This window comes from Paenibacillus sp. 2KB_22 (genome assembly GCF_052115745.1).
In the GTDB taxonomy this organism is placed as follows: Bacteria; Bacillota; Bacilli; order Paenibacillales; family Paenibacillaceae; genus Paenibacillus.
Genome location: NZ_JBFRHG010000001.1, coordinates 697,226 through 711,999, shown reverse-complemented (window position 1 = coordinate 711,999; position 14,774 = coordinate 697,226). Strand labels below are relative to the sequence as shown.

At 44.1% G+C, this 14,774-nt stretch carries 10 protein-coding genes and 1 other annotated feature; of the genes, 7 read left to right on the top strand and 3 right to left on the bottom strand.

Annotation, left to right across the window (positions count from 1 at the left end):
- The first annotated feature begins 53 nt into the window (after positions 1-53).
- Positions 54-330, top strand: a binding site (T-box leader).
- 169 nt (positions 331-499) lie between these two features.
- Positions 500-1,585, top strand: a complete 1,086-nt coding sequence (gene asd, locus AB4111_RS02930; RefSeq protein ID WP_074094892.1) for an aspartate-semialdehyde dehydrogenase — start codon at positions 500-502, stop codon at positions 1,583-1,585.
- 167 nt (positions 1,586-1,752) lie between these two features.
- Here asd and AB4111_RS02925 read toward each other — a convergent pair whose 3' ends face one another.
- Positions 1,753-2,241 carry a MerR family transcriptional regulator gene (locus tag AB4111_RS02925; RefSeq protein ID WP_442030337.1) on the bottom strand — a complete coding sequence of 163 codons (489 nt, stop codon included), beginning with the start codon at positions 2,239-2,241 and terminating at the stop codon, positions 1,753-1,755.
- Between the two features lie 173 nt (positions 2,242-2,414).
- Between AB4111_RS02925 and AB4111_RS02920 the strand changes: the two genes are divergently transcribed.
- Complete coding sequence (locus AB4111_RS02920) at positions 2,415-3,266, top strand: aldo/keto reductase (protein WP_442030335.1); 852 nt, start codon at positions 2,415-2,417, stop codon at positions 3,264-3,266.
- Positions 3,267-3,388: 122 nt separating this feature from the next.
- Here AB4111_RS02920 and AB4111_RS02915 read toward each other — a convergent pair whose 3' ends face one another.
- The gene (locus tag AB4111_RS02915) at positions 3,389-4,357 is read right to left on the bottom strand and encodes a bile acid:sodium symporter family protein (protein WP_442030333.1); all 969 of its coding nucleotides are present in this window, start codon (positions 4,355-4,357) and stop codon (positions 3,389-3,391) included.
- Positions 4,358-4,498: 141 nt separating this feature from the next.
- On the opposite strand from AB4111_RS02915, the gene AB4111_RS02910 reads away from it, so the two are divergent.
- The 5 genes from AB4111_RS02910 to AB4111_RS02890 all read left to right on the top strand — a co-directional run bounded on the left by AB4111_RS02910 (position 4,499) and on the right by AB4111_RS02890 (position 12,764).
- Complete coding sequence (locus AB4111_RS02910) at positions 4,499-4,969, top strand: DUF6376 family protein (RefSeq protein ID WP_442030331.1); 471 nt, start codon at positions 4,499-4,501, stop codon at positions 4,967-4,969.
- A 283-nt stretch (positions 4,970-5,252) separates the two neighbouring features.
- A complete protein-coding gene (locus tag AB4111_RS02905; protein ID WP_442030329.1) occupies positions 5,253-6,008 on the top strand; it encodes an SDR family NAD(P)-dependent oxidoreductase in 756 nt (251 codons plus the stop codon).
- Between the two features lie 490 nt (positions 6,009-6,498).
- Positions 6,499-7,296 carry a sulfite exporter TauE/SafE family protein gene (locus tag AB4111_RS02900; RefSeq protein WP_442030327.1) on the top strand — a complete coding sequence of 266 codons (798 nt, stop codon included), beginning with the start codon at positions 6,499-6,501 and terminating at the stop codon, positions 7,294-7,296.
- Between the two features lie 187 nt (positions 7,297-7,483).
- Positions 7,484-9,865 carry a polyprenyl synthetase family protein gene (locus AB4111_RS02895; RefSeq protein ID WP_442030326.1) on the top strand — a complete coding sequence of 794 codons (2,382 nt, stop codon included), beginning with the start codon at positions 7,484-7,486 and terminating at the stop codon, positions 9,863-9,865.
- A gap of 271 nt (positions 9,866-10,136) precedes the next feature.
- The gene (locus tag AB4111_RS02890) at positions 10,137-12,764 is read left to right on the top strand and encodes a PAS domain S-box protein (RefSeq protein ID WP_442030325.1); all 2,628 of its coding nucleotides are present in this window, start codon (positions 10,137-10,139) and stop codon (positions 12,762-12,764) included.
- 123 nt (positions 12,765-12,887) lie between these two features.
- Here AB4111_RS02890 and AB4111_RS02885 read toward each other — a convergent pair whose 3' ends face one another.
- On the bottom strand, positions 12,888-14,654 hold the full coding sequence (locus AB4111_RS02885; protein ID WP_442030324.1) for an ABC transporter substrate-binding protein: 1,767 nt from the start codon (positions 14,652-14,654) through the stop codon (positions 12,888-12,890).
- Between the last annotated feature and the right edge of the window lie 120 nt (positions 14,655-14,774).

Below are 14,774 nucleotides of genomic sequence, written 5' to 3'. Positions count from 1 at the left end.
CAAAAAAAATGTGTTTACTTCATCACGGTAATTTTGATATTATAATCGCAATATCAAATGCGACGAAGAGACGAGTAGATAAAAATCATTCTTTCAAAGAGAGCTCCGGTAGCTGAAAAGGAGTAAAGAATCTTTTATTGAATAAAGACTCAGAGCAGCACATCGGAACTTAGCATTAAGGGATGGTGTGACAGGCGCTCCTGTTACAGAGCTAGAGTATGGATGGTCTACAGCTTGCAATATGGTTGTATACCTTTACTTGAAGAGGCGGATATGGTGACATATTGGCGAATCTGGGTGGTACCACGAGAATTCAATCTCGTCCCTGAGACTATTGTCTTGGGGATGGGATTTTTTGGTTTTTTCGGGGCTGTGACTACACGCTTTGGAATCGCCTGAATAGTGTTAATTAGGAAGTCCATTTCATAATACGTTTTTTGTGAGTTATGAAATGGATCAATGAGAAGAATCACTTAAACCGAAAGGAAATGATGATTGAATGTCAGCAAAATTGAAAGTTGGTATCGTCGGTGGAACGGGAATGGTAGGTCAGCGTTTTGTAGACCTGCTCGATCAACATCCATGGTTTGAAGTAACAGCTATTTCTGCAAGCGCCAATTCGGCAGGTAAAACATATGAAGAATCCGTACAAGGCAGATGGAAACTCGCAGTTCCTATTCCGGAAGCTGTGAAGAAAATCGTTGTTCAGGATGCTTCCCAGGTCGAAGCTTTTGCCAGTCAGGTTGATTTTATTTTCTGTGCGGTTGATATGAAAAAGAATGAGATTCAAGCGCTCGAAGAGGCTTATGCCAAAACAGGAACACCTGTCGTATCCAACAACTCGGCTCACCGCTGGACAGCAGATGTACCCATGGTAATCCCTGAGATAAACCCGGGACATCTGGACGTGATCGAAGCTCAACGCAAACGTCTGGGTACCAAAACTGGATTCATTGCGGTAAAACCAAACTGCTCCATTCAGAGCTATGTGCCAGCATTGCACGCCTTGCGTGAGTTCAACCCGACTCAGGTCGTTGCTTCCACGTATCAAGCAATCTCGGGAGCAGGTAAAAACTTTACGGACTGGCCGGATATGCTCGATAATGTCATTCCATACATCGGTGGCGAGGAAGAGAAGAGTGAGCAGGAACCTCTTCGGATCTGGGGTAGCATCGAGAACAATCAGATCGTCAAAGCTTCTGCTCCATTAATTACCACACAATGTATTCGTGTACCGGTAACGGATGGACATCTGGCTACCGTGTTTGTGAACTTCGAGAAAAAACCAAGCAAAGACGAAATTCTGGAGCGTTGGTTGCAGTTCAAAGGTCGTCCGCAAGAACTGGCTCTGCCAAGTGCACCAAAACAATTCATTACGTATTTTGAAGAAGAGAACAGACCACAGACGAAACTGGATCGTGACATCGAACGCGGAATGGGTGTCTCCACAGGCCGACTGCGCGAAGATTCACTCTATGATTACAAATTCGTTGGATTGTCCCACAACACGCTCCGCGGAGCGGCAGGTGGTGCGGTTCTGATCGCTGAATTGCTTAAAGCTGAAGGATATATCCAGCCGAAATAAGCATCAAAGAATCATGAACAGTAGCAGATTTCTGAAAAGAATGATTAGATGAAAACCATCACTTGTTGATGGTTTTTTTTTGTGGGCTATATCGGAAAACGGAGTGGAGTCATGGAGTGGTATGAAATATGTAAAGTGAAAAACGCCGACAGGATTGTGAGCGTTATTTACTGCGCAGCTGCCGGGCACGGAGCTTCGGATTCAGGAAGAATACGACTCTTTAGCCGAGAAGCCGGACAGCTACCTTCTTCGTCGCGTTTGGTTTCCCAATTAATAGGATTGGTCATATCCGGGATGCGTTGCTCCAAAATGGCTTGATATTGACGTGCTTTCTCTTCCAAATGAGCAACCCGGCTCTTGGCTTCTTCAAGCTGAATCAGCGCTGCTTCCTTGTACTCCATCATAAGTGCGAATCGCTGTGCAACGGTTGAATCCCCTTCAAGACAGAGATCGACGTATGTTTTAATATTCTCAATCGGTAAGCCAGTCTGTTTGAGGCATTTGACACCATGCAGCCAGTTGATGGATGCCTCATCAAACACCCGAATGTTATTTTTATTGCGTTGAATGCTTGGAACCAAACCTTTATCCGTGTAAAAGCGTACCGCGTGCTCTGTGAGTCCCGTAAGCTGGGCAGCATCCTGAACCGTATACATATGTAATCCTCCTCGTAAAAAATATATTGGAGACCACTTGACTTCGTGTAACACGAAGGAGCTAGGGTTATTGTAACGCAAGTCGGACGGAAGTGGAACAACTGCTTTTTTTGCTGAATTTCAGCAATACGTGAAGACTTGCGATTCACAATAGAACCTTAGGAGGCGTTAATATGCAAACTGTAACTTTAAATAATGGAGTGAAAATGCCGATCATCGGCTTTGGTGTCTACCAGGTTCCTGATGCCGATGAATGTGAGAACACGGTATATGAAGCATTGAAGGCAGGTTACCGCTTAATTGATACGGCAGCCGGATACCTGAACGAAGAAGCAGTTGGACGCGCGATCAAGCGCAGTGGCATACCGCGGGAAGAACTGTTTATCACGACCAAGCTATGGATTCAGGATGCCGGATATGAAAGTACCAAGCTGGCGTTTGCCAAATCGCTCAGTAAGCTGCAGCTCGATTATCTGGATATGTACCTCATTCATATGCCTTTTGGTGACTACTACGGCGCTTGGCGTGCGATGGAAGAACTGTACTGCGAGGGCAAGATCAAGGCAATTGGCGTCAGCAACTTCCTGCCAGACCGTCTGATGGACCTTATTGTTCATAACGAAATTGTGCCTGCCATCAATCAGATCGAAACACATCCGTTTCAACAGCAGGTCGACAGTGCTGCTTTTATGAAAGAACAGGGCATACAACACCAGTCATGGTCACCGTTTGCGGAAGGTCGCAACAATTTATTTAGCAACGAAGTACTGGCTTCCATTGCCGAGAGACATAACAAATCCATCGCCCAGGTTGTACTCCGCTGGCTTGTGCAACAAGACATCGTGATTATTCCAAAATCGGTACGCAAAGAGCGGCTTGTCGAGAACTTTGATATTTTCGATTTTGTATTGAGTCCGGAAGAGATCGCAACCATTTCCACGCTGGATACCAAGGAAAGTCTATTCATGAAGATTGACGACCCTGAAGTTGCCAAGATGCTGGGGAATATGAAAGTGGATTTGTAAACCCAGAAATGAATTATTAGGTTTACGAAACGTAGCAGTATCGTAGCGATATTAGTAATCATAGCGATTCAAATCAAAACGCCGACAAGCATGTCGGCGTTTTGTAATCATCCAATATTTTGTTAGGCGGCAGATGTCTTATCTGACTTATGCAGAAGCTGAGAGCGACGACCGAGCAGATAACCTGTCAGGGAAGCAAGCATCTGTTGGAATACCATGCCGAGCACGACGGGAACAGCAACGGGTGGCGGAAAATACGAAACAGCGAGTACTGCGCCTGCGCTGATATTACGCATGCCTCCATTGAACACCAGAGCGACCTGATCGGCCTCATTCCAGCCCAACAATCGAGCAATAAAGTAACTTAGTGCATAACCGAATGATGCCAGGAAAATAATGATGACCGCAAGACCAGCCAACTTCCAGTTGAAATCGGCCAAATAAGGTGCAACAACAGATCCGTTAATTGCAACGACAGACGCCATGAACAATTTGGATAATGGATTCAATCTCGGTCCCCAGACCGGGACAATGGCGCCTTTGGTCCACTCATTCAGCAACATACCGAGCAGGGATGGCACCACAATCATCCAGAACAGACTGCTCATCATGGCTGCCGTATCGAGTGTAACACTGGTGCCAATAAACAGGGACAACACTCCGGGCACTACGAAAGGAGCAAGCATCGTATCAATCAGGATGATGGAAAGCGTAAGTGCGATATTACCCCGATAGATGCTGACCCAGATGAAGCTGCTTATTCCTGTGGGTATAACGGCTGCCAGAACCAGGCCCGTTATGGTGTACGCATCTGTAGGGAAAACCAGATGACCCATGCCGAGAGCTATTAGAGGCATTGCCAAATGCAAAATAAACAGACATACAAACAAGGGGAACGGCTTCTTCAGTACGTTTACAAAATCCCGTATCCCAAGACTGATGCTTCCAGCGAACGTCATGAATGCAAAGAGCCAAGGAGATAAAAAGGTATAAGAAGAAAGAAAACTCCCGCATAACACGCCAACAATAATGCTGATTGGGGTAATCAGTGGCATGAAGCGGTTCAAGCGTTGGTTCAAAGCTTGAAGCATAATCATGACATCCCTTTACCGTGTGATTCTACTATTATACATGTTAATAACGCTGGCTGCAGACCCATTTGCAATGAAGCAGTCTGAACAGGTATCATGGACTTGGAACAAAGATTCCGAATAGGAGAAGGGGAGATGATCATGTTCATAAGAAAAAGAAAGCACACATTAATGATGACAGGCCTTATCGCATCAAGTATTCTTTTAATTTCGGCCTGTTCTGTCGTAGAACAAGCCAATGAAAGTTTAAATTATGTGAGTGGGGCTACTGATTATATAGAACAGGTATCAAACGCCGGGGCTGATCTGCAAGAGCTCGCATCGGGGGCGGTGAATAATCCGGAGATAACCACTCAGATTCAGGAGAAAATTGATCTGATTCAAGCAGAAGCAAGCGAATTTTCACAGTTAACCGCTCCTGCAATAGGAGAGAGCATTCATGAAAATCTGGTCAGCTACAATACGCAATTAACGGAAGTTGTGGACAATTTCGAGAATACGATTGCAGAGCAAGGTTTTACAGCAGAAAATTGGGAAAAGACGGGCATTCCTGAGTTAATCACCAACATTAACAACTTGAGAGATCCGCTGAGCGGACTTCAGGGTGAATAAGTTTGAAATTCTCATATTTTATAAGGGCGGGATATCGGAGTGAATGAATCACTGATATCTTCGCTTTTTTTATTTTCTGAAAACTCATGCATATTTAATGTGTTAGGAGCTAGACTAATACGAAATAATCATGATATATGTATGACATTTATAACGTAATCGAGTAAGAATGCTCTATGGTTTGACAAGCCTGTGGTAGGGGCGTATGATGAACATATAGGTTAATTAAATATAGTTACTTACTATAAGTTATAAAAATATTTTGCCAAAGGAGAACTGAATCATGACGGAGCACAATGGAAAAGTAATCATTATTACGGGTGGAGCTAGTGGTATTGGTAAAGAAACAGCACTTCAACTTTCGAATCAAGGTGCGACTATTGTCATCGCTGACTATAATGAAGACGGAGCGAAGAAGCTTGCTGCAGAGATAGAAGCAGCAGGCGGAACAGCGGGCACATACAAAGTGGATGTATCCAAAGGGGACGAGATCAAAGCACTGATCGACTGGACAGTAGAGAAATATGGTACGTTAAGCGGTATTTTCAATAACGCAGGCATTGGACTTGTGAAGCCATTTCTGGAGATGGACCCGGAATCCTATCACAGAGTCATTGATGTAGATCAGCACAGTGTATACTATGGCATGTATTATGGCGCGAAAAAAATGGTTGAATTAAATGTTCAAGGTACCATTGTGAATACTGCTTCGATCTATGGAAGTGTTGCTGCAGTAGGCAGCTTCAACTACAATGCAGCCAAGGCTGCTGTTGTTATGATGTCCAAATCCGGTGCCTTGGAACTTGCGGAGCATGGAATTCGTGTCGTTGGTGTAGCACCTGGCTTTATCGAAACACCGATTCTCGGCGATGACAAAGCCATGAAAGATGCGCTTGCTACTCAACATATGCGTGGAGAGCTTATTCAACCAGAAAAAGTAGCCAGTGTGGTTACATTCCTGTTCAGTGATGCAGCAAGTGCAGTGAATGGTACAACCGTAGCAGTAGATGATGGTTTCCTGAGCTTCAAAACCAAATAAGTAACCCTTTAGAATTAAGGGGACTCATCCATCCTCAAAAAACAAAAAAACGGTGCAGAACGATATATTCGTTTTGCACCGTTTTTTTTATTTTCATTATAAAGTAATCGTGGCATATGAGATGGAAATAAGTTTGTCGAATTATCCCGAAAATTTAGAGATCGTGATACAATTAACAAGGCTATATCTTTTTATCATTTTGTGGTGTCATATACAATTCGAACTCCGAGAGAGCCATAGCTCTCTTCTTTGTAATGACATTGATGACAGGTTTTGGTTGAACATAACGCATCGTTATGAACTTGTAATTTTTCGTTGCACTGTGGACATTTATTTTCAAAAAGAGTCTTCAACACGTTAAACATGCTTAATCACTCATTTCGGATTAATTTACTTGGTTTTCATTATAACGGATTATATTCGCCTTGTATAGCACTTTTGAGTGGTATCGAAATGAGATTTATATTGCACGAAAGGAAGCGCATAACCGATGGATCTTCTGCTTTTTGTCATCATGTTTATACTCGGTCTGGTCGGTTCATTCTTCTCCGGATTGTTGGGTATTGGTGGGGCCATTATCAATTATCCGCTACTGTTATATGTTCCATCCTGGATGGGGCTGGAGCCATTCTCAGCACATGAGGTATCGTCGATTAGTATGTTTCAAGTGTTTTTTGCTTCACTTGCCGGTGTGATTGCATTCCGGAGAAAAGTAAAAACGGGTAGAAGTGATGGGGCGATCGTTCACCGCGGATTGGTGCTGTACATGGGCTCCAGCATTCTTGCTGGCAGTCTGATCGGCGGGTTCATCTCCGGTCATCTGGAAGGAAGGGTTATTAATCTGATCTATGGCATTCTGGCCATTCTGGCGATTGTGCTTATGCTGATTCCCGGAAAGGGAAAGCTCGATACCTCAGCTCCACTGGTGTTTAACCGATGGATTGCAGCAGGCACTGCTTTTGCAGTAGGCATTGTATCAGGAATTGTTGGGGCAGGAGGTGCCTTTATCCTTATTCCCATCATGCTGACGATTCTCAACATCCCCGTGCGAACGACGATTGCTTCTTCACTGGCGATTGTATTTATCTCCGCCATTGGCGGCGTGATAGGGAAAATTACGGGTGGAGACATTCCGATGGAGCCCATCATCTACACGGTGATCGGCAGTCTGCTGGGGGCATCCCTTGGTTCAAAGGTTAGTTCGATGATCAATGTGAGGGTACTTCGGTACGCATTAATCGTACTTATCGCCATTACAGCGGTCAAAGTCTGGTCCTCCATTCTGTAAAATCACGTACGTAGGAATGTACAGTGACGATTTCGTAACCAAACGGGTGGATCGCCGTATAAAGGTTATGAACATGAGCTGACGCGTTGGGTACACCATCAAATGAGTTCAGTTTTCGTCCATGGAGCACCTCATCTCCTTTCATGGATACATGTTTAACATTAATAGAAGTTGAGGTATCCACCCTATGAATAACGTACTTACAAAACAGGCTGATGCAGGATATCGGCTAGCTGAGCAGAAAGCATCTCAGTATTTTACTACTCTTAGGCAGCAACTTATGGATAATACGTATACAACAGCACTTATCCAAGATATTCATGTATGGCAAAAAAAACATATTCATCGTTTTGCTTGGCTTTCTCTTTTATCACCAAGCAAAAGAAAACCGGATACCCGGGATGTTCATAGATATATCCACTGGCTGAATACGACTGGAAAGCTGGATGATTACCTGGATCGGAGTATCGCATATATTTATATGCGAGATCTGGGGCAAGCCCTTGATTCTCCAGATACGCAGGCCCGAATTCAGCACGTTGTCCAGAATACCAAAAAATACTTTATGGGCTCTGCCACTGGACGCAAAGGTCAGCCCGATTATATCAGTCTTGCTGCATTGTACCGGTGGGGACAGAAGGAGCACATTGAAACGGCTGTCATCTGGGTGATGAACAAATTAAAGAATGTAGCATCCAACATTCCGAAGGAGCTGGATGCAGAGCAGGCGCAGCGGAAGCTTATCAAAATTATTCTTGGCGTGGTTCTTCATGTGGACGATGAGATGAACGAGCAGACCCCACCTGAGGAACGGGCCCGGAGATTTGATGCGGCGATCAGACTCGGTTATTCATACGGTTTGACGTATCCATTTGTGGATGACCTGCTGGATTCTCAAGCCTTGACTGTTCAGGAAAAAGAACAATATTCACTGATGATACGAGATGCACTTCTTACCGGGGTTGTACCTGATCTGGGAGAGTGGAAAGGCAGTAACCTTGAAGTGATTGAATATGTGCATTCCGAGCTTCGGGAAGCATTTGAGTACATCAAGAACTACCAGCATCCAGAGAAACAGCGCACATTCTTAGAACAATCCTATGTTTTCTTTCAGTCTCAAGAGATTGATCGCAACAAGAAATTAGCTAATGCAAATTATACCAATGAAGAATTGTACATTCCGATTATTATCAAATCTTCGTCTTCCCGATTAATCGTCCGGTCTGTTCTCAGTGCACCAGAGGATGAAGGATTCGATCTGCGAACGTTCTATTACGGGATATATAATCAGCTGGCAGATGATTTTGCCGATATGTTTGACGATATGGAAGAAGGGGCCGTAACTCCGTATACGTACTACTTGAAGTATCGTGACTTGCGCCCTGATCTGATTAATCCATATGAATTGTATTGGGCAGTCATCTCTCACCTAATCCATGATGTATACAACTCGGACGCCAAGACCCGAGAGGTCATACTAGATCGTGCTATAAACGGTCTGAAGCGTTGTAAAGAACGGTTGGGGCAGCAGAAATATGATGAAGTGATGACGATCTTTGCCTCGGGGCAGCCTGAATTCAATCAATTGGTTCAACAGATGGTGAGAAAAGCAGATGACGTTGATTTCCTCGATAAATTGTTACGGGATCATGTCGTGCTTCAATTGAAAAATGACAAGCATGAGAAAGAGGACTTCAAGCAGACCATTCGAACAGTTCGCGAACAGATTAATGTGGAGTTGCAGATTGCGAAGCCCGGTGGACTTCATGAGATGAAAGAAACGCTGATCGATGCAGCCAATTATAGCTTGCAGGGAGACGGAAAGAGGTTACGCCCCATATTAACCTGGGTTATGGGCGTGCGCGAGTATGGCCTACCCGAATCATCTATTGTTCCGCTGCTACGATCGCTGGAGTACATGCATACCGCTTCCCTGATCTTTGATGATCTGCCTACGCAGGATAATGCTTCGACAAGGCGTGGACGTTCCACACTGCATCAGGTACACAATAGCGCCACAGCAGAGCTTACGGGTCTGTTTCTCATTCAGAAGGCGATAGGAGAGCAATCCTCATTGAATCGCTTTGATGCAGCAACCGTGCTTACTCTCATTCAATATTCGGCTGAAAAAGCAGAGGATATGTGTATGGGGCAGGCGATGGACCTGAATTCCAAAGGCAAGGCATTAACCCTTGAGCAGTTGAACATGATCTGTTTTTACAAAACAGGCATTGCCTTCGAAGCTGCACTGGTCATGCCAGCCATACTTGCTCAAGTGAAGGAACCGGAGATGGCTACGCTGAAAAAGTTCGCTTATCATGCGGGGATCGCCTTCCAGATCAAGGATGACTTGCTGGATTTCGAGGGGAATCACCTCATACTTGGGAAACCTGCAGGTCAGGATGAGCGGAACAACAATTCAACCTTTGTATCCATTCTTGGTGATGAAGGTGCGAAGAAAGAGATGTGGGAGCATTATTGTCTTGCTACAGATGCATTGAACGAGATGCAAAAACCGATTTTGTTTTTGAGACATTTATTGGATTATCTTGTTGGTCGTGAGCGCTAATCCATTTTTCTAGCGATTCATTATTGCATATGACTTATAATGATATATACTGACAAAGGTCGGGACTCCATAGTAGTGGATTCCAGACCTTGTTTGACTTTATAGACACAAATCTCTTAAAAATATTTGTTTCAATGGTTGGATTTCTGGGTATTAAGCAGGTACTGTGGTTTTAAAACTGGCCCATTCTTATGGAATATCTTATATCAGGAAAAGCTTTAGATTTCGACAATCTATACATGGAGTTTATATGCCAAAAGGAGAGCTTACAATGCAGGTTCAAAAGGTCGATCATCATGAATTGTTCGAGCAGATATATAACCAAGCACCTATTGGAATTGCACTCGTTGCTCCAACAGGACAATGGATGAAAGTGAACCCTGCTTTTTGCTGTTTGCTAGGTTATACAAGTGATGAATTAATGGATCTCACGTACCAGGATATTACACATCCGGATGATTCACCGCAAGATATGATCTGTAGTTACGAGTTATTTGAAGGTAAAGTAAAAGAAAATCAATACGAAAAGCGATACATCAATAAAAATGGTGACATCTTATGGACGTCATTGCATCTTACATTAGTTCGTAGCGAAATTACGGATGAACCTATTTATTTTATTTGCCATATTATTGATATTACTGACCGCAAAATGTCTGAACAAAAGCTTCTGTATAGTGAAGAGATGTTCAAACTTATTACAGATCATGCTCAGGAGATCATCTATATTGCCGATCAGGAGGGTGTTTGTCGATTCTGCTCACCCTCCGTTCAAGGTTTACTGGGTTATTCGCCAGAACAAGTAATTGGTCAAAATAATGATGCATATTTTCATCCGCAAGATCTGGAACGGATTTCACAGATGGACTTGACCAAGGGTAATCTGTTGAATACTAGGGTCCGTCATAAAGATGGGCATTATCTGTGGTTTGAAACCACATACAAGGTCTTTGGGGATGCTGAGCATGGAATGCAGATTCTTTCAATTGGACGAGATGTATCCGAACGGAAAAAACATAAGGACATCAGTGCAGAGGCTGAACGCATCGCCTTAATTGGCAGTTGGGAATGGGATATGGTCAATGACCAGATCGCTCTTTCAGATCAGATTTTTGAGATTCTTGAATTCGAACGTACACGAAAATCATATCGTACAAGTGATATAGCTAATGTGATTAATCCCGCGGATAAAGCCTCCTTATACGAACAAATGGAATGGGTAAAACAAGGGAAAGCGCTAGATTTCGAGTACAAGCACATTAGCACGAATGGAAGTGAGAAGTATCTTCACTTACGCGGGTTAGTTACGCTCGATGAGAATGGTCAGCCAGTCCAGCTAAACGGAACACTACAGGATATTACTGAACGCAAACGTATCGAATTTAAATTGCAGGAATCTGTGGAGCGATACACTTCGCTTAAGAAATACAATCATGACGCCATTATATCGTTTAACATGGATGGTAATATTATGAATGCGAATCCAGTAGCGGTGAAAATGACGGGCTGTCCCGTGGCTGAAATGATCGGCACAAGCATAAGCAGATTTATCGGAGCCAGTAATCTGGGTCTGATTCTGGGGAGTAATTATGAGATGGCTGAGAAGGAGATCAACGCTGTTCGGCACACGGAAGGCTTTGAGACAGAGGTCTTGGCTACACTTGCTCCAATCATTGTTAATAAATCCAATGTCGGGTTTTACCTGATTGCGAAGGACATTACAGAGCAAAAAAAACTGCTTGTAGCCAAAGAGACAGCGGAAAGAATGAATAAGGCCAAGAGTGAATTTTTGGCGATGATGAGTCATGAAATCCGTACACCTATGAACGGTGTAATTGGTATGACGGATTTGCTCTTGGATACTCCTGGACTTAGCGGGGAACAAAAGGAATATATTGAAATCATTCAGAAGAGTGGAGATTCCTTGCTGGCCATCATTAATGATATTCTTGATTTTTCCAAAATCGAGTCAGGCAAAACCGATCTGGTGGAAGATCCTTTTGACTCCGTAGAAATCGTGACCGAGACGGTGCAAATCGTTAAACCACTGGCTCGTGAAAAGAAGCTGGATGTTCGTATGTGCGTAGAAGATGCTATTCCAACTCCAGTGTATGGTGATGCTTATCGTCTTAAACAGGTACTTACCAATATCATTGGCAACGCGGTCAAATTCACTTCAGAAGGTGGCGTGGAAGTTAAAGTGGGGGTTAAGGAGCAGCGCGGCAATACCGTGCAGCTTTATTTTCAGGTAAAGGATTCGGGCATTGGGATTCCCGCTGAGAGGAAACAACAATTATTTGAACCTTTCTACCAACTGGAGAATTTTATGACCCGCAAACCCCAAGGTACGGGTCTTGGCCTTGCCATTAGCAAGAAACTGGTAGAGCTTATGCATGGAAAGATCTGGATCGAGGAGTCGGATGAACCGGGTACAATATTTATATTTACTGCCCAATTCAAATTAAATAACGGTGAAGAGAGCAACAGGTTAGATCAACAGCAGAAGAAGAGCAGAACTTCAGCCTTGCGAATATTAATCGCAGAAGACAATGAGGTGAATAAGCTCGTCCTTAGCAGAATTGTTGAGAAAAAAGGGCACTTCGTGGATCATGTGGTGGATGGTGTTGAGGCAGTCGAGGCGGTCAAACACAATTCATATGATATTGTCTTCATGGATGTTCATATGCCAAGGCTTAATGGATTCGAAGCGACAAAATTGATTAAAAATTCTTTGCCCCCCGAGAGTTGTCCATACATTATTGCGGTAACTGCAAATGCAGTAAGAGGAGACATGGAGAACTGTTTGAAGGCAGGCATGGATGCGTATGTCAGCAAACCGATTAAAATCGAGTCCATCATGCAGGTATTGGAGACCTACTACACTAAAAATAATCTCTAATTGCACTCAAAATGGATCGGCAATAGAGCCGTTAGCTTATCGTAAATAGGCTAGCGGCTTTTTTGCCGATCCATGATTTTGTTCAGCCCTGTATCTCACAGTTGCGTCTGTGAACATATATCCCTAAGGATTTTTGATCCACAATTGGGAGATGTCCATATATCCGAATTCTGCTATCTGCATGCCGAAAATGCTCTGATCCAGTTCAGCCTGCTTGTTCATGTGACAGCCATGCAAGATCCAGCAGTGATCACGTAGCAAGGCTTCAGCTTCATCCAGGAGCGTTGTGCGGTCTGCCCGATGAAGCGTTGCGAAATGATCCAGTTTGTCATCCAGTTGAGACTGGAATACAGGGGACATACACATATGAAAATGATTGGACAGGTTTTTGAAAAAATGAATCATGCCGTACTGCCAATCTTCCTCCAATATCTCTTCAGCCAAGATCAATTGGGCGTTCGTGGTTTCCTCTGAGTTGAAATAATCCACAACGGCGTGCATGCTGATGTTCATTCCGATGGACTGCGCACGACATTGGAACCACTCCGCTACGTCTGCGTCCTTATTATGCTTATACGATAAAGTTATCGTCTCACCCTGGTACCCACAGCTATGCAGCAATTCACGAGCATCGTCAAGAGAAACCGCTGTCCAGTCTTGGGCTGCACTTCTCCAGGGAAGGAAGCTGCTGGCTGGTGTGATCCGATTGCCACCGAGATCTCTGACAAGCGCGACCGGATCATAGACGATACGCAGGGCTTGTCGAAATAGGGGATGATGATGGATGCCTTCCTTGTGAAAATTAAACAGCATATACTGACAACCCAGCGCCGGATAATTGATGCTGTTGGTCTGTTCACAGCCTGTTGTGAGACTCAATCGATCAGTACCTGGTAGCTCATAATAGCGATCATTCGGACTCAGGTCAGTCACAAACCAGAAATGGACTTGATCCAGATGTGGCCGGATGCCGTAGCAGGCATCAAATGCGGTAAGTTCCAACACATCTTCATTCAGCTCAGAGATCTGAAAAGGACCGGTACCTATTAAGGTATTGGCTACATTGTAATCGTAGGGTAGGATCGTCATTCGAATACAACTGAACAAATGCAAGAAGAACCGATTAGGACGACGAAGAACAAACTTGATGCAGTAATCGCCAGCTACTTCAGCACGCTCGATATCCCGATACAACCAGATGGACGGACTATTCACATCTATCAATCGTTGCAACGTCGCTTGCACATCCCGGGACGTCATGACACGACCGTTGTGAAAACGTACACCTTTCCTGAGATAGAAGGTCCACAATCGATGGTCCTCACTGCACTCCCACATATGAGCCAATGCTGGCCGGAATGATTCCATCTTGGCATCATAAGTGATTAATGTATTACAGACCTGGCTCAGCAGATAGGTTTCAAATGCAGTATAAACAAAGGCTGGGTCCAGATCACCTAACTGGCGAGACCTCATAATGCGCAGGATATCCTGACCTGAGGAAGTTTCCTCGTGGCTGTGAAATCCCATCTGTTGATGGAGGGAGAGCATGAGCTGTTCTCGCAGTGAATCATGCATCTGAATGGTTCCGATGAGTTCAATGGCATCTTTCATTTTGCCTTTAGCGAGAAGTTCGGTAAAACTTGCTTCCAGCGCTTCATTCATGCTACGCAGCAACGTTAACTCCGAATGGTGCCCACGACCACGGCCTGGTTGCCAATGGATGAAGCCTTGCTCCTCCAATTTTCTAATAATGAACTTCACATTACGAGGGGTGCAGCACAAGGCAGCGGACAGGCTATCAATTGTTACCGCTACAGGTTCATGGAGCTTGAACGAAAGTTGTTCGGCCCCGGCGAGCCTTATAAAGTGTGTATGTAGGGTATCCATGGTCATGACTCCTCTATTAAAGGTGAAAAGTGTGATCATATGTTTACACTTTTCTTTCCCCCTTTTATCCTTACAATTATACATGAGTAGAGGTAGTTCAAAAAGTCCGCTTAGGAAGCA